This window comes from Streptomyces sp. NPDC053560 (genome assembly GCF_044544605.1).
Classification (GTDB): domain Bacteria; phylum Actinomycetota; class Actinomycetes; order Streptomycetales; family Streptomycetaceae; genus Streptomyces.
Genome location: NZ_JBITXI010000002.1, coordinates 87,020 through 112,444, shown reverse-complemented (window position 1 = coordinate 112,444; position 25,425 = coordinate 87,020). Strand labels below are relative to the sequence as shown.

21 protein-coding genes and 3 pseudogenes are annotated in these 25,425 nt (G+C 72.6%); 13 read left to right on the top strand and 11 right to left on the bottom strand.

Annotation, left to right across the window (positions count from 1 at the left end; all coding sequences use genetic code 11):
- Positions 1 to 69: 69 nt before the first annotated feature.
- The 7 genes and pseudogenes from ACIGQF_RS03670 to ACIGQF_RS03640 all read right to left on the bottom strand — a co-directional run bounded on the left by ACIGQF_RS03670 (position 70) and on the right by ACIGQF_RS03640 (position 4,348).
- Positions 70 to 424: pseudogene (locus ACIGQF_RS03670) on the bottom strand (toxin-antitoxin system HicB family antitoxin).
- Between the two features lie 199 nt (positions 425 to 623).
- A pseudogene (locus ACIGQF_RS03665) lies at positions 624 to 728 on the bottom strand (potassium-transporting ATPase subunit C); the annotation flags it as partial.
- Between the two features lie 13 nt (positions 729 to 741).
- Positions 742 to 1,005 (bottom strand): annotated as a pseudogene (locus ACIGQF_RS03660) (potassium-transporting ATPase subunit KdpA); the annotation flags it as partial.
- Between the two features lie 8 nt (positions 1,006 to 1,013).
- Positions 1,014 to 1,103 carry a K(+)-transporting ATPase subunit F gene (gene kdpF / locus ACIGQF_RS03655; protein WP_018533641.1) on the bottom strand — a complete coding sequence of 30 codons (90 nt, stop codon included), beginning with the start codon at positions 1,101 to 1,103 and terminating at the stop codon, positions 1,014 to 1,016.
- A 330-nt stretch (positions 1,104 to 1,433) separates the two neighbouring features.
- On the bottom strand, positions 1,434 to 2,789 hold the full coding sequence (lysA, locus tag ACIGQF_RS03650) for a diaminopimelate decarboxylase (RefSeq protein ID WP_399705014.1): 1,356 nt from the start codon (positions 2,787 to 2,789) through the stop codon (positions 1,434 to 1,436).
- Positions 2,786 to 3,160, bottom strand: coding sequence for an SAV_915 family protein (locus tag ACIGQF_RS03645; protein WP_399705011.1), 375 nt, complete (start codon positions 3,158 to 3,160; stop codon positions 2,786 to 2,788). Before ACIGQF_RS03645 ends, lysA begins: the two co-directional genes overlap by 4 nt.
- A 663-nt stretch (positions 3,161 to 3,823) precedes the next feature.
- Positions 3,824 to 4,348: an SRPBCC family protein gene (locus ACIGQF_RS03640; RefSeq protein ID WP_399705008.1), complete on the bottom strand. Its 525-nt coding sequence runs from the start codon at positions 4,346 to 4,348 to the stop codon at positions 3,824 to 3,826.
- A gap of 183 nt (positions 4,349 to 4,531) precedes the next feature.
- On the opposite strand from ACIGQF_RS03640, the gene ACIGQF_RS03635 reads away from it, so the two are divergent.
- The gene (locus ACIGQF_RS03635; RefSeq protein WP_399705005.1) at positions 4,532 to 4,984 is read left to right on the top strand and encodes a lamin tail domain-containing protein; all 453 of its coding nucleotides are present in this window, start codon (positions 4,532 to 4,534) and stop codon (positions 4,982 to 4,984) included.
- Between the two features lie 188 nt (positions 4,985 to 5,172).
- On the top strand, positions 5,173 to 5,574 hold the full coding sequence (locus ACIGQF_RS03630) for a hypothetical protein (RefSeq protein ID WP_399705002.1): 402 nt from the start codon (positions 5,173 to 5,175) through the stop codon (positions 5,572 to 5,574).
- Positions 5,575 to 5,744: 170 nt separating this feature from the next.
- On the opposite strand, the gene ACIGQF_RS03625 is transcribed toward ACIGQF_RS03630, so the two are convergent.
- Entirely contained in the window at positions 5,745 to 7,244 is a 1,500-nt protein-coding gene (locus tag ACIGQF_RS03625; RefSeq protein ID WP_399704999.1) for a PLP-dependent aminotransferase family protein, read from the bottom strand.
- Positions 7,245 to 7,317: 73 nt separating this feature from the next.
- On the opposite strand from ACIGQF_RS03625, the gene ACIGQF_RS03620 reads away from it, so the two are divergent.
- Positions 7,318 to 8,139, top strand: coding sequence for a DMT family transporter (locus ACIGQF_RS03620; RefSeq protein WP_399706348.1), 822 nt, complete (start codon positions 7,318 to 7,320; stop codon positions 8,137 to 8,139).
- 72 nt (positions 8,140 to 8,211) lie between these two features.
- Here ACIGQF_RS03620 and ACIGQF_RS03615 read toward each other — a convergent pair whose 3' ends face one another.
- Positions 8,212 to 9,312, bottom strand: coding sequence for a calcium:proton antiporter (locus ACIGQF_RS03615; RefSeq protein ID WP_399704997.1), 1,101 nt, complete (start codon positions 9,310 to 9,312; stop codon positions 8,212 to 8,214).
- A 130-nt stretch (positions 9,313 to 9,442) separates the two neighbouring features.
- Here ACIGQF_RS03615 and ACIGQF_RS03610 point away from each other — a divergent pair, with 130 nt between their 5' ends.
- From ACIGQF_RS03610 to ACIGQF_RS03595, 4 genes are all read left to right on the top strand, one after another.
- Positions 9,443 to 10,621, top strand: coding sequence for an acyl-CoA dehydrogenase family protein (locus ACIGQF_RS03610; protein ID WP_399704993.1), 1,179 nt, complete (start codon positions 9,443 to 9,445; stop codon positions 10,619 to 10,621).
- Between the two features lie 201 nt (positions 10,622 to 10,822).
- A complete protein-coding gene (locus ACIGQF_RS03605; RefSeq protein WP_399706344.1) occupies positions 10,823 to 11,665 on the top strand; it encodes an oxygenase MpaB family protein in 843 nt (280 codons plus the stop codon).
- A 27-nt stretch (positions 11,666 to 11,692) separates the two neighbouring features.
- Positions 11,693 to 13,879: a tetratricopeptide repeat protein gene (locus ACIGQF_RS03600; RefSeq protein ID WP_399704990.1), complete on the top strand. Its 2,187-nt coding sequence runs from the start codon at positions 11,693 to 11,695 to the stop codon at positions 13,877 to 13,879.
- A 202-nt stretch (positions 13,880 to 14,081) separates the two neighbouring features.
- On the top strand, positions 14,082 to 15,644 hold the full coding sequence (locus tag ACIGQF_RS03595; protein ID WP_399704987.1) for a phytoene desaturase family protein: 1,563 nt from the start codon (positions 14,082 to 14,084) through the stop codon (positions 15,642 to 15,644).
- Here the strand turns inward: ACIGQF_RS03595 and ACIGQF_RS03590 are convergent.
- Positions 15,641 to 16,537, bottom strand: coding sequence for an HAD family hydrolase (locus tag ACIGQF_RS03590; protein WP_399706343.1), 897 nt, complete (start codon positions 16,535 to 16,537; stop codon positions 15,641 to 15,643). The two genes, ACIGQF_RS03595 and ACIGQF_RS03590, sit on opposite strands and share 4 nt — an antisense overlap.
- Between ACIGQF_RS03590 and ACIGQF_RS03585 the strand changes: the two genes are divergently transcribed.
- The 6 genes from ACIGQF_RS03585 (at position 16,536) to ACIGQF_RS03560 (ending at position 23,556) form a co-directional block, all read left to right on the top strand.
- Complete coding sequence (locus ACIGQF_RS03585; RefSeq protein WP_399704984.1) at positions 16,536 to 17,636, top strand: NAD(P)H-dependent flavin oxidoreductase; 1,101 nt, start codon at positions 16,536 to 16,538, stop codon at positions 17,634 to 17,636. The genes ACIGQF_RS03590 and ACIGQF_RS03585 overlap by 2 nt on opposite strands.
- Positions 17,637 to 17,649: 13 nt before the next feature.
- Complete coding sequence (locus ACIGQF_RS03580) at positions 17,650 to 19,236, top strand: acyl-CoA synthetase (RefSeq protein ID WP_399704981.1); 1,587 nt, start codon at positions 17,650 to 17,652, stop codon at positions 19,234 to 19,236.
- Between the two features lie 90 nt (positions 19,237 to 19,326).
- Positions 19,327 to 20,865, top strand: a complete 1,539-nt coding sequence (locus ACIGQF_RS03575; protein ID WP_399704979.1) for an acyl-CoA synthetase — start codon at positions 19,327 to 19,329, stop codon at positions 20,863 to 20,865.
- A 187-nt stretch (positions 20,866 to 21,052) separates the two neighbouring features.
- A complete protein-coding gene (locus ACIGQF_RS03570) occupies positions 21,053 to 21,853 on the top strand; it encodes a VOC family protein (protein ID WP_399704975.1) in 801 nt (266 codons plus the stop codon).
- A gap of 161 nt (positions 21,854 to 22,014) precedes the next feature.
- Positions 22,015 to 22,713, top strand: coding sequence for an alpha/beta fold hydrolase (locus ACIGQF_RS03565; RefSeq protein WP_399704972.1), 699 nt, complete (start codon positions 22,015 to 22,017; stop codon positions 22,711 to 22,713).
- Positions 22,714 to 22,944: 231 nt separating this feature from the next.
- Positions 22,945 to 23,556: a chorismate mutase gene (locus ACIGQF_RS03560; protein WP_399706340.1), complete on the top strand. Its 612-nt coding sequence runs from the start codon at positions 22,945 to 22,947 to the stop codon at positions 23,554 to 23,556.
- A 104-nt stretch (positions 23,557 to 23,660) separates the two neighbouring features.
- Here ACIGQF_RS03560 and ACIGQF_RS03555 read toward each other — a convergent pair whose 3' ends face one another.
- Positions 23,661 to 25,280: an acyl-CoA synthetase gene (locus tag ACIGQF_RS03555; protein ID WP_399704969.1), complete on the bottom strand. Its 1,620-nt coding sequence runs from the start codon at positions 25,278 to 25,280 to the stop codon at positions 23,661 to 23,663.
- Positions 25,281 to 25,425 lie beyond the last annotated feature (145 nt).

The window sequence follows — 25,425 nt, the reverse complement described above, 5'->3', positions numbered from 1 at the left end:
TTGGTGTCTCGTCGGTTGGGTTGCGTCTCGCCAGTCGGATCGGCGAGCAGGAAGTTCGGTGGAGCGGGCCTAGTGGACCCAGCCCGTGTATTTCTGCGGACCGTTGGGGCCGCTTCCGGCGGGGTGGTCGTGTGCTCCCGGCTCCAGGGCCGCGGCGGCGGCCCGCACCAGCCAGGTGTTGACCGACAGCCCCTCGCGCGCCGCGGCCTCCTCGGCCCGGGTCTTGAGGTGGGCCGGCAGGCGGAAGTTGATACGTGCCGTGCCGCCCGCCTCGCCCTCCGCCGGGCCGGGGCGTACGTCCACCGGGCCCGGCGCCAGGTCGCGGGTGACCGGCCGTGGCGTCGGACAGCGCGTCGAGCAGGGCCAGCCGGACGACTGACTCCAGCTCGCGACGGAGGTGGTCGACGTAGGGAGCGAGGTTCATGGCGTCAATATGGCATCACCATGGCGCCATAGCAAGTGTTGATGGCGTCATTGCGGATTCCTGGAAGGGTAAGGCGTGAAGGGCGGGGCAAGGATTAGTCAGATACCCGTTGGGGGGTAGCGCAAAGGCCGGGTGGTGCCATAATGGCGCCACCCGGCCTCGCCTGAAGTGTCGAAACCGGCACCCGCCGGCACTCGCCTCAGCTTCCCGAGAGTTCCCTCAGAGCGATGTTGAGCTGGAGGACGTTGACCCGGGGTTCGCCGATGAAGCCGGCGACGCGGCCCTCGGTGTGGTCCTCGACCAGCCAGCCTGCGGTTCCCCAGCGTGATGGTGCCCACGCCCCGGAGCCGCTGCAGCAGGTAGAGGAAGAGGACGCCGGCGGCCGAGAAGGCCAGCACTCCGCGCAGATGAGAGGGCCAGCGCACCTCGGTGTCCGGATGCGCGCCGATGGCCTTGTACGGCCAGCGCTCCACCCGGAGGTGGCGCGGTGAGGAGTAGACCCGGGCCGTGTAGTCGCCGAGGGGGCGGTATGCGAGCGCGAGCGCCAGCAGCTGGAGCACACCGGCCAGTACGGGGCTCATGTCGCGCTTCAGAACCTCTCGGGGTAGATCAGTGCGAGGACGAGATAGCCCAGCAGGGCGACGGCCACCACCAGGCCGACGATGTTTTCGGCGGTCACAGCTTTGCGACCCCCTTGGCGACGAGGGCCACCAGCGCGAAGACCGCGAGCGTGGTGACGGCGAAGGCCACGTCGGCCATCGAGAGCTCCTGAACGAGAGGGGAACTGAACGGACGGTTAGAGCAAACCGCCTTTTCGAGCCACCGTGGCCGCCGTTGACGGCTCCCTTACGGCGGCGTACGCGCCCTTGATGGCTCCCCTGCACACACCGCGTTGAGCTGGGAAAAGACCGCCGAAGGCCCGCACCGGGCAGGCGGTGCGGGCCTTCGGGGGAGGGGCGGTGGCTGCTTTACGGGGGCGGGGAAGCGCGGCCCCACGTAGGGAGGAGGGCTAGCTGCCGATGTCGCGGCTGCTGAGGTCGTCCAGGGTCTCGCGGCGTACGAGAAGGCGCGCCGCGCCGCCCGTCACGGCGGCCACGGGCGGGCGGCCGACGAGGTTGTAGGCGGAGGCCATGGACAGGTGGTACGCGCCGGCGGCCGGTACGGCCAGCAGGTCGCCGGGCCGGATGTCGCCGGGGAGCGGCACACCGGCCGCGAGGACGTCACCGGCCTCGCAGTGCCGGCCGACCACGGTCATCGGGGCGGGCTCGGCGTACGAGTTCCGCCCTACGAGGCGCGGCGCGTAGCGCACCCCGTAGAGCGCGGGTCGCGGGTTGTCGCTCATCCCGCCGTCCACGGCCACGAAGGTGTGCGCCTCGGTGCGCTTGACCGTGAGCACCCGGTACAGCGCGACGCCCGAGGGGCCCGCGACGGCCCGGCCCGGTTCGATGACGAGCCGGGGCACGGTGAGTCCGGCCGTCGCACAGCTCTCGATCAGTTCGGCACGTACCTTCCTGGCGAGCGCGGGAACGTCCAGTGCGGGCTCGCCGGGCCGGTAGGCGATGCCGTGCCCGCCGCCGATGTCCAGCTCCGGCGGCACCGTGCCATGGGTGTCGCGGATGCGGGCCATCAGCCCCACCATCCGGCGCACCGCGGCGAGATAGGGCTTGGAGCTGGTGATCTGTGAACCCAAGTGGCAGTGCAGTCCGGCCAGTTCGAGGTCGGGCTGGGCGAGGACCCGGGCGACGGCGTGCTGCGCGCTGCCGTCCGCGACCGACAGGCCGAACTTCTGGTCGGCGGTACCGGTACGGATCTTCTCGTGCGCCCCCGCTGCGATGCCGGGCACCACCCGGACCATGACCCGCACACGGGCCCGCGCGGCGCCGGCGGCGGCCGCGAGACGGGCGATCTCGGAGGGGCTGTCGATGACGATGCGGCCCACGCCGAGCCGGAGCGCGGCGTCCAGGTCGTGCGGGCTCTTGGCGTTTCCGTGCAACAGGATGCGCTCGGGCGGCACGCCCGCCGCGACGGCGAGCTCCAGCTCGCCCGCCGAGCAGACGTCCAGCCCGAGCCCTTCCTCGGCCACCCAGCGCGCCATGGCCCGGCACAGGAACGCCTTTGCCGCGTACCGGATGTCGGCGTCGGGGAAGGCGCGCACGTACGTGCGGCAGCGGGCCCGTACCTCGTCCTCGTCGAGGAGGTAGAGCGGCGTACCGAAGCGCTCGGCGGCCTCGGCGAGCGGCACGCCGCCCACGGCCAGGTCACCGGTGGACAGGGGAATGGTGGAGGCGGGCCAGACGGACAGTTCGGCCGGGTCGGCGGGCGCGCTCGCCACGGGTGCGGCGGGCGGCAGACCAACAGTGGTCATGCGGCGCGCCCCCGGAGGAGGTAGGGCGCCGCCGGCGCGGCGGTGCGGTCCGGTGCGGGGGAGCGGTGCGGCCCGGCGGCGTGGGGGTTGGGGGCCGCGAAGCGGGGGTCGACGGTGACGCGGTCGACGCCCAGCGGGGCGACGAGGGCGCGCAGCGCGGGCTCGGCCAGCCGGATCCACGCGACACCGGGGCCGAGCGCTCCCAGGAGCCGGTCCGCGGAGGTGAAGCCGACGGCGGTACGGCAGCCGAGGGGCGTGCGGCACAGACGGGCCGCGTACCCCATGGGTCCCGGCCGGACCGGCACGTACAGCGGTCCGGCCGGGTGGTGTTCGTAGGGTTCGGGGTCTTCCGTGAACAAGGTGTCGGGCATGACGTTCTCCCAGGTGGTGCGGGTGTGAAGGCAGCGGCCCCGGTTCGGTGAGCCGGGGCCGCTGCCGACGGTATGCCCGGGACAACGGCCGGCCCGGTGGTCCATGACGGGACGCTGATGGTGAACGGGACGCTTCTGACGGGATGCTGACGCGTTCTTGCAAATGCCTGCGAGATGTCTGCGAGGTGCCCGCGCGTGAGTGACCGGTCGGGGCGTCACCGTGTACGTGGGGTATCACCACCTCAGTGGTGCAGCGTCATCGGGCCTTCGAGGCAGGCCCGTTGGTGTGTCAGGGTGTGTCAGCAGGTCATCAAGGGGCGGCCGCCTCAAGGGGACGACCTTCTCCGACGGCCGCGGACACTCGTGGCGGCGGCACACCATGCGCACTCCGGAGGGCATGTACGGCTGCGTGCCGGCCTCCGGGCGATGGATCACCTCTCGCGGTGCCGCTCCGCGTCCCGGTCCGTGTGCGCGCCTGTCGCCTGCGACGGCGTCGGTTCGTACCTCGGGTCTGCGTCGCGCATGTGCGCCTCCCGGTCCTGCCGGTCGTCGCTCCGGCACGGATGCCGGAGCGATCATCGGATACCCGGTGGCATTGGGTGCAAACCAGAGCAAATAGCTGGTCGGTGCACGAAAGTCGCTCGCGGGGCGCGGTCGTACGGGCTATGCCTCCGCGAGTGCCTTGACGCCCTCCAGGGTCGCCGTCATGCCCGTACGAAGCTCCGCGAGGCGCGCCTCGATCAGCTGTTCCTCACGGTCGGGCATACGGGCGATGACCGTGCTGAGCCCGGAGGCGCCGGGGCCTACGTGCACGGAGTGCCGCAGCAGGACGCCCCGAGGCGCGGGCTCCAGGGTGAAGCGCCACGTGGCGAGTGCCTGCGCGGGATCCGTCACGGGTGCGCCGAACCGGCCGGTGGTGTCCAGTACCGCCCAGCCGAACTCGCGTCCGACGGCGACCGTGACGAGCTGTGAGACGGTGCGCCACTCGCCGATCTTCGGGTGCCGGTTGTGCCCGGCGAAGCGCGCACCCACCGCGGGTGCGGTGGCGCCGTCCAGCCACTCCACCCGCTGGAGTTCGGGGCTCAGCCGGGCGGGCAGGCCGATGTCGCTGACCAGCTCCCAGACCCGTGGCGGCGCGGCCGCGATCGGTATCTCGCACGCGGTCGTCGGGCCGTCGGCGTAACGCATTGTGTCCTCGTCTCCTCGGTCGTGCGGCAAGTATGGGCCGCCGTGCGGAGGGCGTGGGGCGAGGGCGCAGGTTTCGCCGCCTTCACACATTTCACAGAAAAACCGCTGAATGTTCGACTAGTTCGATATTCTGAGCGCCTGCTGAGTTCTTCCGGGACTCGGCCCGACATCTGAGGATGCGCGTTGCTCCGTACACGTACGCTCGCCGCCGCGGTGACCGCCGCCGCGTGCGCCGGGATCCTTGCCCTGCCCGCCCAGGCCCAGGCGGCCGGCTCGGTCCACCTGTACAAGATCTATTACGACAGCCCGGGCAAGGACACCCGCTCCAACTCCAGCCTGAACGCCGAATACGTGCAGATACGCAACACCACCGGCCGGAGCGTGAGCCTGAAGGGCTGGACGCTGGTGGACGCCTCGCGGCACAAGTACACCTTCGGGACGTACACGCTCGGCTCCGGCAAGACCGTGACCGTGCGCACCGGCAAGGGCAGCAACACCCAGGCCACCCGCTACCAGGGCCGGGCCGCCTACGTCTGGAACAACGACAAGGACACCGCGACGCTGCGCACGTCCGCGGGCCGGACCCAGGACACCTGCTCGTACAACTCCACGCGGTACGACTACAAGATGTGCTGAGCCGGGCGCGGCAGGGCCGTCCGCCGGGCGCCGAAACGGCGTGACCGGCGGACGGCGGCGCTACGGGGCACGCTGCCGCGCGGCCCCGAGAGGCCGCCGCGAGCGTTGCGGGGCGCTTCCGGGCGCGTGATGATGGCTGTCCGGAGCGACACGCCGGACGCGGCGCGTCGGTCACAAGGGAGCGAGCCATGACCGAACCCGGTGACCTGCGGCAGACGTACGCATTCAGCTGCACCGGATGCGGGCATGCCTGGAAGCAGACCTACGACATCGTGATCGTCAGCGATGCCGGTGGCCGCCGCTCCCAGACGTACCGCATCGAGGGGCGCACGGTGCGCTCCCCGCTCACCTCACCCGTCTGCCCGCACTGCGACAGCGGGCGGGTGCACGCGGTGCCGGTGGGGCTGGCCGATCGGGCCCTGGCGGCGGAGACCGCGGCACGGTCCCGTCCCGAACGCCAGGAGCGCACACCGCACATGCCGCACGGACCCCATTGGCACCTGCGGCGCCGTTCAGGGCGGTCGAACGCACAGGACCCCGCGCGCGTGCAGGACCGTACGGACACGAAGGACGAGCCCCCGGCGCTGTAAGGGACGCGCCGGGCCCGCCCCTCCGGGTGCGCCGAGCCGAGCCCTCCGTATGCGCCGGGACGAGCCCTTCGGGTACGTGGGGCCTCTCGCCCCCTATGGCTGCGCGGGCCCGGCCTCCTACGGGTGCGAAGGCGTGACCTCCTACGGGGTGCGCCCGCTGCCCCCGGCAGTCAGTGGCCGTGTGCGGCCCCGGCCCCCGAAGGCGGCTGTTCCGTCGGGAGGGCGCCGGTTTCGGCGAGGGCCCGGTGGAGGCGGTGCACGCCGTCCTCCAGTTGCGCCGTGCCGGGAGCGCTGACGTAGCTCAGCCGCAGGTGCGGCGCCGGCGCCTCGGCGCTGAAGTACGGGCCGCCCGCGGTGACCGAAACGCCACGGCGAAGGGCGGCCGCGACGACGGCCTGCTCGTCCGTGCCGTCCGGCAGCCGCAGCCACAGGTGGTACCCGCCGCGTGGCGGCCGCTGCGGAAGGAGCGCGGGCAGCGCGCCGCCCAACGCGGTGAGCAGGGCGGCACGTCGGTCACGCAGGGCCCCGGCGAGCACCCGCAGATGGCGGGACCAGGCGGGCGAGCCGACCAGTTCGAGGGCGGTCTCCTGAAGCGGCCGCGGGACGAAGAAGCTGTCGGTGACCTGGACGGCGCGCAGCCGCTCCAGGGCCGGGCCGCGTGCGGTCAGCGCCCCGATCCGAAGGCTCGGGGAGGCCACCTTGGTCAGCGAGCGCACATGGACGACGACGCCGTCCGGGTCGTCCGCGGCCAGCGGGAGCGGCAGCGGCGGAGAGTCGGCGTGCGCCAGGCGGCGGGCGAAGTCGTCCTCCAGTACGAAAGCGCCCGCCGACCGGGCGATGTCGAGCACTTCGGAGCGCCGTTGCGGGGACAGGGCGGCGCCGGTGGGGTTCTGGAACAGCGGCTGGCAGACGAACAGCCGGGCCCGGGTGGCCGCGAAGGCCTCGGCGAGCAGGTCGGTGCGTACGCCGTCGGCGTCGACCGGTACCGGGACGGGCCGCAGCCCGGCGGCGCGGGCTACGGCGAGCATGCCGGGATAGGTGGGGGATTCGACCAGGACGGGGGAGCCGGGGGCGGCCAGAGCCCGCAGGACGGTGGTGAGCGCGCCCTGCCCGCCGCCCGCGATCAGGACGTCCGAGGCGTCGAGCGGGCCGTTCGGGCCGCCGATGTCGTGGGCGAACCACTGCCGCAGTTCGGCCAGGCCCTCCACCGGGGGCCGTGACCAGGTGCCGGGCCTGCGGCCGGCCCGGGCGAGCGCGGCGGCCAGGGCCCGCTCCGGCTGGAGAGCCGTGTGCAGATAGCCGCCGTTGAGGTCGATGACCTCGGGCGGCGGGGTGTTGAGGGTGGCCAGGATCGCGGCGGGATCGGTGCCGTGCGGGCCCGTGAGGGGCGCGTGCGGGGGATCGGCGCTCAGGGCCACCTCCTGCCAGGAGACGTCGCCGAGGGCGCCCGCGGCGCGGCGGGCGGTGGCCTTGAAGACGCCGGCGCCGGGCCGGGAGGTGACGACGCCTTCGGCGACGAGCGTGGCGATCGCACGGGAGACCGTGACGGGACTGACCCGGTGGCGCGTGACCAGCTCCCGGCTCGACGGGAGCTTCGCCCCTTCCGAGTAGCGGTCCAGCTCTTTACGCAAAGTCGCCGCTAGCTGAGCCACACTGCTACTGTCTTTCATGACAGTACAGAATAGCGCTACTCCCTCTCTTGCGATATCGGTCCGCAGCGGTACTCTCCTCGCCGCCCTCGGCGTGGCGTCCTTCTCCTTCAGCCTCCCCGCCACGGCATGGGCCCTGGACGGCTTCGGCCCGTGGACGGCGACCGGCGTCCGCGGTCTGCTGGCGGGCCTGCTGGCCGCGGTCTGCCTCATGGCGGCCCGGGTGCCGGTGCCCGGGCGGCAGCACTGGCCCGGCCTGCTCACGGTGGCGACCGGCTGCGCCGTCGGCTTCCCCCTGCTGAGCACGCTGGCCCTCCAGACATCCACCACCGCGCACTCGGCCGTCGTCATCGGCATGCTGCCGCTGGCCACCGCCGCCGTCTCGACCGTCCTGACCGGCCGGCGTCCTTCGCGCCTCTTCTGGGCCGCTGCCGGCCTCGGTGCGCTCACCGTGGCGGCCTTCACCCTCCAACAGAGCCACGGCCTGCCGACGCTGGGCGACGCGTACCTCTTCGCCGCCGTACTGGTGTGCGCCGCCGGGTACGCGCAGGGCGGGCGGCTCGCGTCCCACATGCCCGGCTGGCAGGTGATCGCCTGGGGCGTCGTCGTCGCACTGCCGGTGTCCGCCCTGGTCACCGTCTTCGCCCTGCCCGTGGAGCCGGTGCACCTGACGGACAGAGCGGTCGTCGGCATGGCCTACATCGCCGCCGTGTCCCAGTTCGGCGGCTTCGTCATGTGGTACCGCGGCATGGCGGCCATCGGGGTGCCCAAGGCGAGCCAGCTCCAGCTCGCCCAGCCCCTGCTCACCCTCGTGTGGTCGGTCCTGCTCATGGGCGAAACCCCCTCGCCGCTGGCGCCGGTCGCGGCCCTGATCGTCCTCGGCTGCATCGCGGCGACCCAGCGCGCCCGCGGCTGACCCGTTCCGGTGACCGGCCTCGGCGCGTCCGTACGGCGGCGCTCTGTCGCGTTCCTCGGGGGCCGCGGTCCTTCAGGGGGTGACGGCGAGTTCCAGGTACGCCGCGAGCAGGGCCAGATGCAGGGCGCCCTGGAGGAGCGTGGCGCGGCCGGGGATGACCGTCAGGGTGCCGACGATCATCGTGAGGGCGAGCAGCACCATGTGGGTCGCGCCGAGGCCGAGGATGAGTGGGCCGTCCAGCCAGATGGACGCCGCGGCCACCGCCGGGATGGTGAGGCCGATGCTCGCCATGGCGGAGCCCAGACCGAGGTTGAGGCTGGTCTGCACCCGGTCGCGCTTGGCCGCGCGCACCGCGGCGATGGTCTCCGGCAGCAGCACCAGCAGCGCGATCACGATGCCGACCACCGCGGCCGGCAGGCCGGCGGCGGCCACGCCGGCCTCGATGGTGGGGGAGACGCCCTTGGCGAGCCCCACCACCCCGACCAGCGCCAGCGCGAGCAGCCCCAGGCTGATCAGGGCCACGCGGCGGGTGGGCGGGTCGGCGTGGTCGTCCTCGTCGACGATCTGGCCGGACGAGGTGACGGGCAGGAAGTAGTCACGGTGCCGCACGGTCTGGGTGGTCACGAAGAGCCCGTAGAGCACCATGGCGGCGAGCGCGGCGAACCCCAGCTGGGCCGGGGCGAACTCCGGCCCCGGCTTGCTCGTGGTGAACGTGGGGACGACGAGGCTGAGCCCGGCCAGCGTGGCCACCGTCCCGAACGCCGCCGACGTGCCCTCGGCGTTGAACACGGCGACCCGCCGCCGCACCGCGCCGATCAGCAGGCTCAGCCCGACGATGCCGTTGCAGGTGATCATCACGGCGGCGAAGACGGTGTCGCGGGCGAGCGAGGCGGCCTTGTCCCCGCCGTCCGTCATCAGGGTGACGATCAGCGCCACCTCGATGATGGTCACCGCCACCGCGAGTACGAGGGACCCGAACGGCTCACCCACCCGGTGGGCCACCACCTCGGCGTGGTGCACCGCCGCCAGCACGGCGCCGGCCAGGAAGCACGCCACGACGGCCACGACGGGGCCGGGCAGCGAACGGCCCCAGGAGAGCGCGAGGAGGACGACGGCGAGTACGGGAAGGGCGGTGGTCCAGTGGCCGGCGACCGCCCGGACGGTACGCAGCATGGCTCGACCTTCTCAGGAAAGGCCGCGGCCTGCGCGCGGAGAAGTGCGCGCCTGCCCCTTCCGTATTACTGAAACACGTTCTACCGTGCGGGCGACCCTACGGACCGCGGGACCGGGACAGGGAGGGGCCGTGCACCTCGAATACACGCCCGAACAGCAGCGGCTGCGCGCCGAGCTGAGGACCTACTTCGCCGAACTGGTGCCGGACAACGCGTACGCGCGGTACGCGGCGCCGGCCGAGCAGAAACGCTTCTACCGGGAGACCGTCCGCCGGCTGGGCGCCGACGGCTGGCTCGGCGTCGGCTGGCCGAAGGAGTACGGGGGCCGCGGCCTCACCCCCGTCGAACAGTTCGTGTTCTTCGACGAGGCGGCCCAGGCGAACGTGCCGCTGCCGCTGATGGCCCTGAACACCGTCGGCCCGACGATCATGAAGTACGGCACCGAGGAGCAGAAGGCGTACTTCCTGCCGAAGATCCTCTCCGGTGAGCTGGACTTTGCCATCGGGTACAGCGAACCGGACGCCGGCACCGACCTCGCCGCCCTGAAGACCCGCGCCGTGCGGGACGGCGACACCTACGTCGTGAAGGGGCAGAAGATCTGGACCACCAACGGCGACACCGCCGACTGGGTCTGGCTGGCCGTCCGCACCGACCCGGAAGCGCCGCCCCACAAGGGCGTCACCATGCTCCTCGTCCCCACCAGCGATCCGGGCTACAGCTGCACCCTCATCAACACCCTCGCCTCCCACGACACCACCGCCAGCTACTACGAGAACATCCGCGTCCCCGTGAGCCGCCGGGTCGGCGCGGAGAACGAGGGCTGGCGGATCATCACCAACCAGCTCAACCACGAGCGCGTCACCCTCGCCGCACACGGCACGATGGCGATCCGCGCCCTGCGCGACGTCCAGCGCTGGGCCATGGACACCAAGCTCGCCGACGGCCGGCGGGTCATCGACCTCGGCTGGGTACGGACCCGGCTGGCGCGCACGCACACCAGGCTGGAGGCGCTGCGGCTGCTGAACTGGCGCATGGTCGACGCGCTCCAGCGCGCCACCCTCACGCCCCAGGACGCCTCCGCCGTCAAGGTCTACGGTTCGGAGGCGCGGCGCGATGCCTACGCCTGGCTGATGGAGGTCGTCGGTGCCGCGGGACCCTTGAAGGAGGGCTCGGCGGGCGCGGTGCTCCACGGCGAGCTGGAGCGCGGCTACCGGTCCGCCGTCATCTTCACCTTCGGCGGCGGCAACAATGAGATCCAGCGGGAGATCATCTCCTGGATCGGCCTGGGGATGCCCCGCGTGCGCAGATGATCCCGTACGGGTGAAGGGGGCACGGCGGTGACGGACGAGGACATCGGACGGAGCGGACGGCGGGGCCCGGGGGCCGGTGGAGAACGGGCCACGAAGGCGGGCGAAGGCAGCCTTTCGGGGGCGGGCGGGAGCCGTGCCCAGGAGGCTGATCCCGGTCTCTACGGGCCCGACTCCGTGACCTGGCAGCTGCACGGCGACCCGATGATGTGGATAGCGGGCGTCCGCGCGCTCTACCTTCAGGCGCTGCATCCGCGTGCCGTTCGTGGCGTCATGCAGAACTCCGACTTCCGGCGGGACGCCTGGGGGCGGCTGATGCGCACCGCCGGCTTCGTCGGCACCACCACCTTCGGTACCACCGAGGCCGCCGAGCGGGCCGGTGCCGCGGTCCGCCGCATCCACCGCCGGCTGACCGCCACCGATCCGGCCACCGGCGAGCGCTACTCCATAGACGAGCCGGAGCTGCTCCTGTGGGTGCACTGCGCCGAGATCGCCTCCTACCTGGAGGTCGTCCGCCGCTCCGGATACGCCGCGAGCGCCGCCCTTCAGGGGGGAGCGGGCGACGCGTACATAAGGGAGAACCGCACCGCCGCCCGGCTCGTCGGCCTCGACCCCGCCACCGTCCCCGGTGACCGGGCCGGGCTCGCCGCGTACTTCGAAGAGGTGAGACCCGAACTGGCCGCCACCCCGGAGGCCGCGGCCGTGGACGATTTCCTGCAGCGACCGCCCGCCCCCCTGCCGCTGCTCCCCGTCCGCGCGCTGCTGTGGCGGCGGGTGGCCACCTTGGCGTACGAAGCACTCCCCCCGTACGCGCACGAGTTGTACGGCAGGCCGGCACCTCCTCCGGACACCGTGGACCGGAAGCTGCGTGCCGCCGGACGGGTGCTGCGGTCGGTCCCCGCGACCGTGCGCTGGCAGCTGCCCCCGAAACACATCCTCCGCGCGGTGGCCAGACTCGGACCCGGCACCCGCCCGTCGGCCTACAAGCTGTGCCGCCCGGCCGCCATACTGAAGGCTCACGGTGCTCAGGGGGAGCCACGGGACTGATTACGGGGACGGGGGCGGCGGCAGGCGATGGGGGAGAGCAGGCTGATCCACGGCCGTTACCGGCTGATCGAACTGATCGGGCGCGGGGGCATGGGGGAGGTGTGGCGGGCCCGGGACGAGTCCCTGGGCCGCCGGGTCGCGGTCAAGTGCCTCAAGCCACTGGGGCAGCAGCAGGACCCGTCGTTCATGCGGGTGCTGCGCGAGCGGTTCCGCCGCGAGGCGCGGGTCGCCGCCGGGCTGCAGCACCGCGGCATCACCGTCGTGCACGACTTCGGCGAGGACGACGGCATCCTGTACATCGTCATGGAGCTGCTGGACGGGCGTAATCTCAGCCAGCTTCTGGAGGACAACCGCCGGAACCCACTGCCCGTCCCGGACTTCGCCGACATCGCCGAGCAGGTGTCGTCGGCGCTCGCGTACACGCACGAGCAGGCGGTCGTGCACCGGGACCTGAAGCCCGCCAACATCGTCCGGATAGCGGACGGGACGGTGAAGATCTGCGACTTCGGTATCGCCCGGCTCGGCCACGACATCGGCTTCACCGCCCGCCTCACCGGTACCGGCATCGCCATGGGTACGCCGCACTACATGTCGCCCGAGCAGATCGCTGGCGGCACCATCGACCACCGCAGCGACCTGTACTCCCTGGGCTGCGTGCTGTACGAACTGGCCACAGGCGTCCCTCCGTTCGAATTCGACGACGCCTGGGCGGTACTGGTCGGCCACCGCGACACGGCGCCCCAGCCGCTCCGCAAGCGCCGCCCCGACCTTCCCGAGCCCTACGAGCGCATCGTTCTCGACCTGCTCGCCAAGGACCCCGACGACCGTCCGCGCGATGCCGCGGAGCTGGGCAAGCGCATCGCCACGGCGCGCGCCCCGCAGCAGGTCACCCCCGGGCTGCCCTCCTGGACCGCCGGGATGCGGATCGGTGCCGGCGCCCGGCCGGTCCGTACGCTCCGTACGCCGCCCCGCGGCGCCGTCGGCGAGCTGACGGGCTCCTGGACCATCGGCTTCGAGCCCCACCGCCCCGACAGCGCCCCGCCCGCCCGCGAGCGGCCCACGCCCTCGCCCGCGACGCTCGCCGCGCTGGCCGGGCGGCACAACGCCGGGCTGAGCCTGGGCCGGCTCGGGCGCTGGGAGGAGGCGGGCGAGGTGCACCGCGCGGTCGCCGCCGAGCGGGAGCACGTGCTCGGACCCGAACACGCCGACACCCTCGCCAGCCGCTTCGAGGTGGCCTTCACCCTGGCGCGCTCGGGCCGCTTCGCCGACGCGCTGCGCGAGTACGAGACGGTCGCGACGGGCCGCGAACGCACGCTCGGTCCTGAGCACGCCGACACGCTCGCCGCCCGCCAGGAGACCGCGTACGTACTCGGCCGCCTCGGCCGCCACTTCGAAGCGCACCAGGTCTACACCTCCGTGCTCGCGGCCCGTGACCGCACGATGGGCGCCGACCACCCCGACACCCTGCGCTGCCGTCACAACCTCGCCTACAACCTCAGCCGGCTGGGCCGCCTGGAGGACTCCTACGAGATGGCGCGCGACGTCGCCGCCGCGCGCGCCCGGGTGCTCGGCGAGCGCCACCCCGACACGCTCGTCACGCGCCACGAGGTCGCGTACACCCTCGGCCGGCTGGGCCGCTGGCCCGAAGCGCTGCGCACGTACCGGGAGGTGGCCGCGGCACGCACCCAGGCGCTCGGCCCGGACCACCCCGATACGCTCGCCGCGACGTACGAGGTCGGGATAAGCCTCGGGCGGCTCGGCCGCAGTACGGAGGCCCTGGAGCTCTACAGGGAGCTGGTGGCGGCCCGCACTGAGGCGCAGGGCGCCGAGGACCCGGAGACGCTGCGCGCGCGGCACGGCCTGGGCGTCAACCTCGGGCGGCTCGGGCGCTGGGAGGAGGCGCTGGCCGAGGCCCGAGAGGTGTGCGCGCTGCGGGAGAAGGCGCTCGGCCCGGACCACCCGGACACGCTCGTCAGCCGCCGTGAGATCGCTGTGGGGCTGGGCTGGCTGAAGCGATGGAGCGAGGCCCTGTCGGTCTACCGGCAGGTCGCCGAGGCCCGCGAGCGGGTCTTCGGCCCCGACCACCCGGACGCGCTCGCCAGCCGTACCGACGAGGCGCACTGCCTGGAGCAGCTCGGCCGCGCCGCCGAGGCGGTCGGTCTGTACCGCCGCGTGGCGGCCCTCCGGCAGCACCGGGGGACGCACGGGAACTGAGACGCACGGGCACTGAGGCGTACGGGGGGGGCGGCGCGCGGTCGCTGAGCACGTCCGGTGAATGCTGCGTACGTCCGGTGAATGACGTGCAGGCGCCTGTCAGGTGCCCGGGAATGATCGGACAGGAGCGTTCCGAAGCGCGGTGCTACCGGAGGGAGGACGACCTCTGGCCGGTAGTGATCGCTCCGTGCTACCAAGAGACATGCCGGAACGGACGTCCTATGACGTGATCATTGTCGGCGGCGGGCACAACGGTCTCGTTGCCGCCGCCTACCTCGCCCGCGCCGGGCGCAGCGTGCTCGTACTGGAGCGGCTCGGCCACACCGGTGGCGCGGCCGTCTCCACCAAGGCCTTCGCCGGGATCGACGCTCGGCTCTCGCGCTACTCCTACCTCGTCAGCCTGCTGCCGCAGAAGATCGTCCAGGATCTCGGGCTGCGCTTCGCCGTCCGCAAGCGCACCGTCTCCTCGTACACGCCCACCGACCGCGACGGACGGCCCACGGGACTCCTCGTGGGCGGCGGTTCGGCCCGTACTCGTGCCGCGTTCGAAGCGCTGACCGGCTCGGACCGCGAGTACGAGGCCTGGGAACGCTTCTACGGGACGACGGCACGGGTCGCCGAGCGCGTCTTCCCGACCCTCACCGAACCGCTGCCCACCCGTGCGGAGCTGCGTGCCCGCATCGACGACGAGGACGCCTGGCAGGCCCTCTTCGAGCGGCCGATCGGCGAGACCATCGAGAAGACCTTCGCCGACGACCTCGTACGCGGCGTCGTCCTCACCGACGGCCTGATCGGCACCTTCGCCTCCGCGCACGACGAGACGCTGCGGCAGAACCGCTGCTTCCTGTACCACGTCATCGGCGGCGGCACCGGCGACTGGGACGTACCGCTCGCAGGTATGGGCGCGCTCACGGACGCGTTGGCCCGGGCCGCCCGGCAGGCCGGCGCCGTGATCGCCACCGGCCACGAGGTGACGCGGCTCGACACGGACGGCAGGTCGGCCGAAGTCACCTGCGCGCAGGGCACGTTCCATGCCCGGCAGGTACTGGTGAACGCCTCTCCGGAAGCGCTGGCCGGGCTCCTCGGCGAGCGCCCTCCGGAGCCGGCCGAAGGCGCCCAGCTCAAGGTCAACATGCTGCTGACGCGGCTGCCGCGCCTCCGGGACGAGAGTGTCGACCCCCGAGAGGCGTTCTCCGGCACCTTCCACGTCGCGGAGGGCTACGAAGAGCTGCAGACGGCCTACCAGCAGGCAGCGGCCGGTGCGCTCCCCACGGCGCCGCCCAGCGAGATCTACTGCCACTCCCTCACCGACCCGTCGATCCTCGCCCCCGACCTCGTGCGCCAGGGCTACCAGACCCTCACGCTCTTCGGGCTGCACGCCCCGGCGCGCCTCTTCGCCGACGACAACGACGCACAGCGGGAACGCCTGCTCCGCGCCACCGTCGAGCAACTGGACGCGCACCTCGCCGAGCCGCTGGCCGACTGCCTGGCCCACGACGCCGACGGCCGCCCCTGCATCGAGGCGAAGACCCCGCTGGACCTGGAGCGCGACCTCCGCCTCCCGGGCGGCAACATCTTCCACGGCGACCTGGCCTTCCCGTACGCGGAGGACCACGAGGACGACACCCCCGCCGCCCGCTGGGGCGTCGCCACCGGCCACCCGAACGTCCTCCTGTGCGGCGCCGGGGCGCCGCGCGGCGGCGGCGTCAGCGGCATCCCGGGACACAACGCGGCGATGGCGGCCCTGGCGGACCGAACGGCCTAGAGGGCGGCCGGCCGGACCAGGCGCAGCACCGCGTCCAGGCCGCGGACCGCTCCCGGCGCGGCGCCGGCGGGCAGTACATACGAGCGCAGGCCGCTGCCCGCCGCGCCGCCGTCCTTGGCCGGGTGGTCCCCGACCATCAGCGTCTCGGCGGGTGCCACGGCCAGTTGCCGGCAGGCGTACTCGAAGAGTGCCGGATCGGGCTTCTCCGTGCTGTGTTCGTAGGAGTGGACCCACACCGAGAAGTACCGGTCGAGCCCGTGATGGGTGAAGGTCGCGCGGAGGTCCCAGCCGACGTCGCTGACCACGCCGAGCGCGACGCCCTGCCGCGTGAGGGCCTCCAGGGCGGCTTCCGCGTCGGCGTCGGGCGCCAGTGCTCCGGAGCCCGCAGCTGCTCGTACAGCGCGTCCGCGACGGGCGCCAGGCCCGGCACGGACGCGTACCAGGTCGTGAAGGCGTGCCGGTGGGCCGCCGCTGAGACGTCCCGGCCCCGCTGGGCCGCGACGACCTCCGGATCCGCCGGCCCGGCCTCCAGACCGGCCAGCAGCGCGTCCATGGCGGACTCGTCCACGGGGGAGCCCATGGCCGCACGGATGCGGTCGGCGTACGACGCCACCTGGAAGAGCGTGCCGGAGAAGTCGAAGAGCACCGCGCGGACCGGCGACGGGTGCGACGGACGGTCCGGGACGCGCAGCGGGCCTTCGGGGCCGCAGACGGGAAGAGAAGTCATGCGGGGATCTTGCGGCAGGGCGGCGGTCCGCGCTCGCGATTCGACCTTCTCGGCCCCGCGGCCCGGCCTTCCAGGCCCGCGGACCGGCGTTCCGGTGAACCAAAAACTGACGTTGCGTCAGAAAAACTCTTCCCTCGTGCGACGCGCTGCGGCATCCTGCGCCCATGCAGACGGAGTTGAGCAGCACACTGGGGGCCGAGCACGCCGTCTTCGGGTTCACACCGTTCCCCGCCGTCGCCGCGGCGATCAGCCGGGCCGGCGGATTCGGGGTACTCGGCGCGGTACGGTACGGCGCCGCCGACGACCTCGCGCGCGACCTGGACTGGATGCAGGAGCACACCGACGGCCTGCCGTACGGCCTGGACGTCGTGATGCCCGCGAAGAAGGTAGAAGGCGTCACCGAGGCCGACATCGAGGCGATGATCCCCGAGACGCACCGCACGTATGTCGAGGAGACCCTCGCCAAACACGGCGTGCCGCCGCTCCCCGAGGGCGAGGTGTCCGGGTGGCGGATCACCGGATGGATGGAGCAGGTGGCGCGCTCCCAGCTGGACGTGGCCTTCGACTATCCGATCAAGCTGCTCGCCAACGCACTCGGTTCACCGCCGCCCGACGTCGTCCGCCGCGCGCACGACCACGGCATCCTCGTGGCCGCACTCGCGGGCAGCCCCCGGCACGCCCGGCACCACCAGGAAGCCGGCATTGATGTCATCGTCGCGCAGGGCTACGAGGCGGGCGGGCACACCGGCGAGATCGCCACGATGGTGCTGACCCCCGAAGTCGTGCGCGCCGTCGACCCGCTCCCCGTACTCGCGGCCGGCGGTATCGGCACCGGTGAACAGGTCGCGGCGGGTCTCGCCCTCGGGGCACAGGGCGTCTGGCTCGGCTCCGTCTGGCTCACCACCGAGGAGGCCGAGCTGCACTCCCCGCTGCTCACTCGGAAGCTGCTCGCCGCCGGCCCCGGAGACACCGTCCGCTCGCGCGCCCTCACAGGGAAGCCCGCACGACAGCTGCGTACGGAGTGGACCGACGCCTGGGACGACCCGGCGGGCCCCGGCACGCTGCCCATGCCCCTGCAGGGCCTGCTGGTCGCCGACGCGCTCACGCGCATCCAGAAGTACGAGACGGAGCCGCTGCTCGGCACCCCGGTCGGCCAGATCGTCGGACAGATGAACAGCACCCGCAGCGTGCAGGCCGTCTTCGACGACCTCACCCGCGGGTTCGAACGCGCCATCGACCGCATCAATCGCATCGCCGGCCGTTGAGGAGGGCTGCGCCATGAAGGGCCACACCACGACAGGACAGCCGCAATCCGGGGCACCGGCACCCAGTGGCTTCTGGGCCCAGGCCGCCGCGGCACCGGACCGCACCGTGCTGATCGCACCGGACGGCGAGGAGTGGACGGCGGGCCGGCTGCACGCCGCCTGCAACCGCCTTGTGCACGGCCTGCGCGCCGCAGGGCTGCGCCGCGGCGACGCGTTCGCCGTCGTGCTGCCGAACGGGGTGGAGTTCTTCACCGCCTACCTCGCCGCCAGCCAGGCCGGGTTCTACCTCGTGCCCGTCAACCACCACCTCGTCGGCCCGGAGATCGCCTGGATCGTCGCCGACTCCGGCGCCAAGGTACTCATCGCGCACGAACGCTTCGGGGACGCGGCCCGCGCCGCCGCCGACGAGGCCGGACTGCCCGCCGCACACCGCTACGCGGTCGGCGCCGTGGACGGCTTCCGCCCGTACGCCGAGCTCCTTGAGGGACAGCCGGAGACGCCCCCCGAGGACCGCACGCTCGGCTGGGTCATGAACTACACCTCGGGCACCACCGGACGCCCGCGCGGCATCCGCCGCCCGCTGCCCGGCAAGCCCCCCGAGGAGACCCATCTCGGCGGCTTCCTCGGGATATTCGGCATCAAGCCCTTCGACGACAACGTGCACCTCGTGTGCTCGCCGCTCTACCACACGGCCGTCCTGCAGTTCTCCGGAGCGTCCCTGCACATCGGGCACCGGCTCGTCCTCATGGACCGCTGGACGCCCGAAGAGATGCTGCGCCTCATGGACGCGTACCGCTGCACGCACACCCACATGGTCCCCACCCAGTTCCACCGGCTGCTCGCCCTTCCGGAGGAGACCAGGAACCGGTACGACGTGTCCGCCATGCGGCACGCCATCCACGGCGCGGCGCCCTGCCCCGACCACGTCAAACGCGCCATGATCGACTGGTGGGGGAGTTGCGTCGAGGAGTACTACGCGGCCAGCGAGGGCGGCGGCGCCTTCGCCACCGCCGAGGACTGGCTCAAGAAGCCCGGCACGGTCGGCAGACCCTGGCCCATCAGCGAACTCGCCGTGTTCGACGACGACGGCAACCGCCTGCCGGCCGGCGAGGTCGGCACCGTCTACATGAAGATGGCCACCGGCGGCTTCCGCTACCACAAGGACGACGGCAAGACCGAGAAGAACCGCATCGGCGACTTCTTCACCGTCGGCGACCTCGGCTACCTCGACGAGGACGGTTACCTCTTCCTCCGCGACCGCAAGATCGACATGATCATCTCCGGCGGCGTCAACATCTACCCCGCCGAGATCGAGTCCGCGCTGCTCGCCCACCCCGCCGTCGCCGACGCCGCCGCCTTCGGCATCCCGCACGACGACTGGGGCGAGGAGGTCAAGGCCGTCGTCCAGCCCGAGGAAGGCCGCACGGCGGGCCCGGAACTGGCCGCCGAGATACTCGCCCACTGTGCCGCCCGGCTGGCCGGCTACAAGCGCCCCAAGAGCGTCGACTTCCTCACCACCCTGCCCCGCGATCCCAACGGCAAGCTCTACAAGAGGCGGCTGCGCGCACCGTACTGGGAAGGCCGCGAACGCGCCCTCTGAGACCCGGCACGGCGGGCGCGGCAACCGGAGACCGCCGCACCCGGTGCCGTCTCCCTTGACCCGGACGGAGGCTGGGCACAGGATCGCGCCATGGCTGGAGTGCGGAGCAGTACGGTCGACGGAATGCTGCGGCGAAGCGCCCGGCGGGTGCCGGAGCGCACGGCGGTGCGGTACGCCGAACGCTCCTGGAGCTACCGGGAACTGGACGAGGCGGTCACCGCCGCCGCCCGGCTGCTCCTCGGAGAGGGACTGCGCCCCGGCGACCGGGTCGGCTCGTACGGGCACAACTCCGACGCCTACCTGATCGGCTTCCTCGCCTGCGCCCGCGCCGGCCTCGTCCACGTACCCGTCAACCACCACCTCACGGGCGACGACCTCCGGTACATCGTCGAACAGTCCGGCAGCTCGCTCGTCCTCACCGACCCCGCCCTCGCCCACGAACTCCCGGCCGACGCGACCGTACTGCCGCTGCGCGACGCCGACGACGGGCTGCTCGCGCGGGTGGACCGGCTGCGCGCGGACCCGGCGGCGCAGGCCGCGCTCCCGCCGCTGGGCGACGTCGACGGCGAGTCGCTGGCCCAACTGCTCTACACCTCGGGCACCACCGCGCTCCCTAAGGGCGCGATGATGACGCACCGCGCCCTCGTGCACGAATACGTCAGCGCCATCACGGCCCTGGACCTGACCGAGGCCGACCGGCCGCTGCACTCCCTGCCGCTCTACCACTCCGCCCAGATGCACGTCTTCCTGCTGCCCTACCTGGCGGTGGGCGCGGAGAACACCATCCTGGACGCGCCGGCGGCCGAGGTCATCTTCGAACTGGTGGGCGCGGGCCGCGCGGACAGCCTCTTCGCGCCGCCCACGGTGTGGATCGGCCTCTCCCACCACCCCGACTTCACCGCACGCGACCTCACGGGGCTGCGCAAGGCCTACTACGGGGCGTCGATCATGCCGGTACCCGTGCTGGAACGGCTCCGCGGCCGCCTCCCCGACCTCGCCTTCTACAACTGCTTCGGGCAGAGTGAGATCGGCCCGCTGGCCACCGTGCTGGGGCCCGACGAGCACGAAGGACGGATGGACTCCTGCGGGCGGCCCGTGCTCTTCGTGGAGGCGCGGGTGGTCGACGAGGAGGGCCGGGAGGTGCCCGACGGGACGGCGGGTGAGGTCGTCTACCGCTCACCGCAGCTGTGCGAGGGCTACTGGGAGAAGCCGGAGGAGACCGCGGCGGCCTTCAGGGACGGCTGGTTCCGCTCCGGCGACCTCGCCGTACGGGACCCCGAGGGGTACCTCACGGTCGTCGACCGGGTGAAGGACGTCATCAACTCGGGCGGCGTGCTGGTCGCCTCGCGGCAGGTCGAGGACGTGCTGTACGAGCATCCGAAGGTCGCCGAGGTCGCGGTGATCGGGCTGCCGGACGCCCGGTGGATCGAGGCGGTCACGGCGGTGGTCGTGCCGAAGCCGGACGCCGGCGACCTGGACGAGCAGGAACTGATCGCCGCGGCCCGCGCCCGGCTGCCCGCCTTCAAGACACCCAAGCGGGTCGTCCTCGTTCCCGAACTCCCGCGCAACGCCAGCGGCAAGATCCTCAAGCGCGAGCTCCGGGACCGGCTGGGGCGGGAGCGGGGCTGAAGCGGGCGCTGCGGGCGCGGCATGCCGCCTGACCTGCGCCGATGCTCCGTTGGGGGGCGACTGTCAGTGGTGCCTGCCATGCTGTGAATTGTTCGGAGAACGGGCGGTGCGGGCCGCGATCGGCCGGCGGCCGGGCACCGCCATGACAGCAGTTCACCAGCTTCGCCAGACACCGAAGGATCTGCTCATGCTCTCGACCCAGTACGCACCGGGCGCGCCGAACTGGCTGGACCTCGGCGTCCCCGACGTGGACGAGGCCGTCGCCTTCTACAGCGAGGTGTTCGGCTGGACCTTCGAATCCCTGGGGCCGGACGCCGGTGGCTACGGCTTCTTCCGGCTGGACGGCCGGACCGTTGCCGCGATCGGCCCGCTGGTCGAGGAGGGGGCCAGCCCCTCGTGGACGCTCTACTTCCACACCCCGGACGCGGACGGCACGGCCAAGGCCGTGGTGGCGGCCGGCGGCAGGGTGCGGGCGGAGCCGATGGACGTCTTCACCGCGGGCCGGCTGGCCGCCTTCACCGACCCCACCGGCGCCGAGTTCGCGGTCTGGCAGCCGGGCGAGGTCAAGGGGCTGGACGCCGTGATGGAGTCCAACGCCCTGTGCTGGACGGAGCTGTACACGACCGACGCGGCGACGGCCAAGGACTTCTACAGCTCGGTCTTCTCCTGGCAGTACCAGGACCTGCCGATGGGCGAAGCGGGCGCGTACACCATCGTGGTCCCTGCGGGCGTCCCGGCGTCCCCCGCGTTCGGGCAGGGCGGCCTCATGCAGCTGCCCCAGGAGCACCTCGACCATGGTGAGACCTCGGAGTGGCACCCGTACTTCGGCGTGGACGACTGCGACGCGACGGCCGCGGCGGCGACGGAGCGCGGCGCGACGGCCCTCATCCCGCCGGTCGACGCGGAGGGAGTCGGCCGCCTGGCGATGTTCCGCGACCCGTACGGCGCCGTCTTCGCCATCATCAAGGGGGAGCCGCCGACGAGCTGACAGAGCAACCGGAGCGAGGCGGACGAGAGGTGGAGGGGTGGGGCGGGGGAGGGGGACCCCCGAAGGGCGTTCACCCGCCCCTCCTCAGGCCAGCGGGCAATCAGCGTGTGGCGAACGCGTCGAGGGGGATCGGGACGCGCGGTCGTGGGTACCTTCGGCCCATGGCGGACGTACAGAAAGTGAAGGTGGACGGAGTCGAGCTGGCGTACCGGGTATGGGGCGAGGAGGACGCGCCCCCGGCGGTGCTGCTGCACTGTCTCGGCGAGGACGGTGAGGACTGGCGCGGGGTGGTCGGGCAGCTGGCGACCACCCACCGGGTGTACGCCCTGGACCAGCGGGGGCACGGGAAGAGCGACTGGCCCGGCGAGTACGGCTTCGAGCGGTGGCGGGACGACGCGATCGGCTTCCTCCGTGAGCTGGGGCTCGACGAGGTCACGCTCATCGGCCATTCCCTGGGAGCGGTGACCGCGCTGCTGCTGGCCGCCGAGCGGCCCGAGCTGGTGAACCGGCTGGTCGTGGAGGAGGCGGCCCCGCCGCTGCCGGCGGATCCGCCGCAGGAGGTACCGGAGGCGCCGCCCGGCACGGCGGCGTTCGACTGGGCGGCGAAGGCCGCGGTGGTGGGGGAGCGGAACGCGCCGGACCCGCGGTGGTGGGACGGTCTCGCGCGGATCACCGCGCCCACGCTCGTGATCGGCGGCGGTGCCGACAGCCACATCCCACAGGAGCAGCTGGCCCGGATGGCGGAGCTGATCCCGCACGCCGAACTGGTCACGATCGACGGTGCGGGGCACCTCGTCCATGAGGAGCGGCCACGCGAATTCCTCGACGCGGTGAAGGGCTTCCTGGTGCGCGAAGGGTGAGCCCGGTGGGGCGGGCGGTGGTCGGCTGTCCGGGCGGCGGCCCGGTCGGCTGTCCGGCCGGTGGACCTCGGTGGCCGCGGCGGCCGTTGTTCCAGTAGAACGTCGTCGTCCCAGTAGAACGTCGTCGTTCCACTAGAACAAGGCAAAGTCGCCGACCGGGAAGGGCAACCCGTGCCTCTCAGCTCCGCCGTCCGCCGTGCTGCACCACGGCGTGTCCTCGTCCGCCGCGCGATGGTCGCGGCTGCTGCCGCGGCCGTCCTGTCCGCCGGAGCGCCCAGCGCGATCGCGGCACCTACGGCCCAAGTGGACCGGCCCGCCACCGCCCCCGCGTCGGCCGCCACCTCGACCCCTCGTTCGGGTCCCTACGCCGCGCTGCGTCCCCTCGCCGAGCTGTCCGCCGAGCGGCTGGCCACCGCCGATCTGGTCGCGGCGGCCAAGTGGGGTACCGGCAGCCCCATCGACGACCCGGCGCGCGAGCAGCAGGTGCTCGATGCGGTGGCTGAGCGGGCGCGGGAGCTGGGTGCGGACCCCGCGCGCACGGTCGCGGTCTTCCGTGATCAGATCGAGGCGAACAAGATCGTGCAGCGGGGTCTGCACCGCGCCTGGACCGCCGACCCGGACCGGGCGCCCACTACCCGCCCCGACCTCAACGAGGTCCGGGAGGAGATCAACCGCATCAACGAGGGGCTGGTACGCGCCATCGCCGACTCGGCGGATGCCCGTCCGGCTCCGTCGTGCGGCCCCGTACTGACCGTCGCCGCGGCCGTTGTCGTACGGGAGAAGCACCTGGACGCGCTGCACACGGTCGCCCTGGCCCGCTCCCTGCGCTCGGTCTGCGGCTGACCGGAGGCCCCCCTGCGCTCGGTCTGCGGCTGACCGGAGGCCCCCTGCACTCGGGCCGCGGCTGACCGGGGGCGCCCCGACGGCCCGCCCCGGCCCTCGGGAACTCACTCGCCCCCGGCCACCCGCTTGGCCCACCGGTAGTCCGCCTTGCCGCTGGGGGAGCGTTGGATGCGGTCGGTGAAGACGACCGTGCGGGGGATCTTGTAGCCGGCGAGGCGGGTGCGGCAGTGGGCCTGGACGGCGGCCGGGTCCACCGGGCCCGCGCCCGCGCGCAGTTGCACCACGGCCGCGACCCGGTTGCCCCAGCGGTCGTCCGGGATGCCCGCGACGAGCGCGTCGTACACGTCCGGGTGGGCCTTGAGCGCCTGCTCGACCTCCTCCGGGTAGATCTTCTCGCCGCCGGAGTTGATGCACTGCGAGCCGCGCCCGAGGACCGTGACCACGCCGTCCTCGTCGACCGTGGCCATGTCGCCGAGGAGCACCCAGCGTTCGCCGTCGGCCTCGAAGAACGTGTCGGCGGTCTTGGCGGGGTCGTTGTAGTAGCCCAGCGGTACGTGGCCGCGCTGGGCCAGCCGGCCGGGCTCGCCGGGCGGCACGGGTGCGTGCGTCACCGGGTCGACCACCGCCGTACGGCCGTTGACGTGCAGCCGGAAGCCGGTTTCCGGGCCCGCGTCGTCGGTCGCGGTGCCGTTGAAGCCGGACTCGGAGGAGCCGAAGTTGTTCAGCAGCATCGCGTGCGGGAGCAGGGCGGTGAACTGGTTCCGTACGGTGTCGGAGAGGATCGCGCCGGAGCTGGAGACGGCGAAGAGGGTGGTGCAGTCGGTGCCCTTGAGGGGGCCGGCGAGGGCGTCCGTCAGGGGGCGCAGCATGGCGTCGCCGACCAGGGAGACGCTGGTGACCCGCTCCCGTTCGATCGTCCGTAGCACCTCTTCGGGCACGTATTTGCGGTGCAGGACCACCTTCTGTCCGAAGTGGAAGGCTATGAGGGCGGTGAGGGTGGAGGTGCCGTGCATGAGCGGGGGAGTGGGGAAGAAGACCAGCCCTTCGCCGCTCGCGGCGGCCCGTTCGGCCAGCTCCTCGGCGCGGGAGACCGGTTCGCCGGTGGGCGCGCCGCCGCCCGTACCGGAGAAGAACAGGTCCTCGTGGCGCCAGACCACGCCCTTGGGCATGCCGGTCGTGCCGCCCGTGTAGATGATGACGCGGTCGTCGGCGCTGCGCGGCCCGAAGCCGCGTTCGGGGGAGCCGGCGGCCTCGGCGTCCGTGAAGGACATGAGGGGGCAGGCGGGTTCGGGCGCGCCGGGCGGCGGGGTGCCGACCCGTACGAGGTGGCGCAGGCGCGGTGCCCGGGGTGCGACGGCGGCCACCCGCTCGGTGAACTCCGCGTCGAAGACGAGCGCCACCAGGTCGGCGTCGCGGTAGAGGTAGGCCAGTTCCTCCTCGACGTAGCGGTAGTTTACGTTGACGGGTACCGCGCGGATCTTCAGACAGGCGTAGAAGGTCTGGAGGTACTCGACGCCGTTGTAGAGGTGCAGGCCGACATGGTCGCCGGGGCGTACGCCGGAGTCCTGGAGGTGGTGGGCGAGGCGGTTGGCCGCCCGGTCCAGCCGGCGGTACGTGAGGCGGCGTTCGGCGCCGCTGCCGGGGTGGTCGGCGTACACCAGCGCCTCGCGGTCGGGCACCGCGTCGACGATCGACTCGAAGAGGTCGGCAAGGTTGTACTCCACGTCTCCTCCTGATCGCGCGGCCGCTGGTCCGGCGCTCATTAGAGCCGCAGGGGCGGGAAGGGGGAAGAGTCGCGGCCAATAAATCTGACTGAGTGTCAGAAAACCCTTGAAGTCGCCGTGCCGCTCCTGCAACCTGTTCTGCATT

What these genes read in the sequence shown, in the direction of transcription:
- lysA (WP_399705014.1), bottom strand. Translation starts at nt 2,789, where the DNA reads ATGACCACTGTTGGTCTGCCGCCCGCCGCACCCGTGGCGAGCGCGCCC.
- ACIGQF_RS03645 (WP_399705011.1), bottom strand. Translation starts at nt 3,160, where the DNA reads ATGCCCGACACCTTGTTCACGGAAGACCCCGAACCCTACGAACACCAC.
- ACIGQF_RS03640 (WP_399705008.1), bottom strand. Translation starts at nt 4,348, where the DNA reads ATGCGTTACGCCGACGGCCCGACGACCGCGTGCGAGATACCGATCGCG.
- ACIGQF_RS03630 (WP_399705002.1), top strand. Translation starts at nt 5,173, where the DNA reads ATGACCGAACCCGGTGACCTGCGGCAGACGTACGCATTCAGCTGCACC.
- ACIGQF_RS03625 (WP_399704999.1), bottom strand. Translation starts at nt 7,244, where the DNA reads ATGAAAGACAGTAGCAGTGTGGCTCAGCTAGCGGCGACTTTGCGTAAA.
- ACIGQF_RS03615 (WP_399704997.1), bottom strand. Translation starts at nt 9,312, where the DNA reads ATGCTGCGTACCGTCCGGGCGGTCGCCGGCCACTGGACCACCGCCCTT.
- ACIGQF_RS03605 (WP_399706344.1), top strand. Translation starts at nt 10,823, where the DNA reads ATGATGTGGATAGCGGGCGTCCGCGCGCTCTACCTTCAGGCGCTGCAT.
- ACIGQF_RS03600 (WP_399704990.1), top strand. Translation starts at nt 11,693, where the DNA reads ATGGGGGAGAGCAGGCTGATCCACGGCCGTTACCGGCTGATCGAACTG.
- ACIGQF_RS03595 (WP_399704987.1), top strand. Translation starts at nt 14,082, where the DNA reads ATGCCGGAACGGACGTCCTATGACGTGATCATTGTCGGCGGCGGGCAC.
- ACIGQF_RS03585 (WP_399704984.1), top strand. Translation starts at nt 16,536, where the DNA reads ATGCAGACGGAGTTGAGCAGCACACTGGGGGCCGAGCACGCCGTCTTC.
- ACIGQF_RS03590 (WP_399706343.1), bottom strand. Translation starts at nt 16,537, where the DNA reads ATGGGCGCAGGATGCCGCAGCGCGTCGCACGAGGGAAGAGTTTTTCTG.
- ACIGQF_RS03580 (WP_399704981.1), top strand. Translation starts at nt 17,650, where the DNA reads ATGAAGGGCCACACCACGACAGGACAGCCGCAATCCGGGGCACCGGCA.
- ACIGQF_RS03575 (WP_399704979.1), top strand. Translation starts at nt 19,327, where the DNA reads ATGGCTGGAGTGCGGAGCAGTACGGTCGACGGAATGCTGCGGCGAAGC.
- ACIGQF_RS03570 (WP_399704975.1), top strand. Translation starts at nt 21,053, where the DNA reads ATGCTCTCGACCCAGTACGCACCGGGCGCGCCGAACTGGCTGGACCTC.
- ACIGQF_RS03565 (WP_399704972.1), top strand. Translation starts at nt 22,015, where the DNA reads ATGGCGGACGTACAGAAAGTGAAGGTGGACGGAGTCGAGCTGGCGTAC.
- ACIGQF_RS03560 (WP_399706340.1), top strand. Translation starts at nt 22,945, where the DNA reads ATGGTCGCGGCTGCTGCCGCGGCCGTCCTGTCCGCCGGAGCGCCCAGC.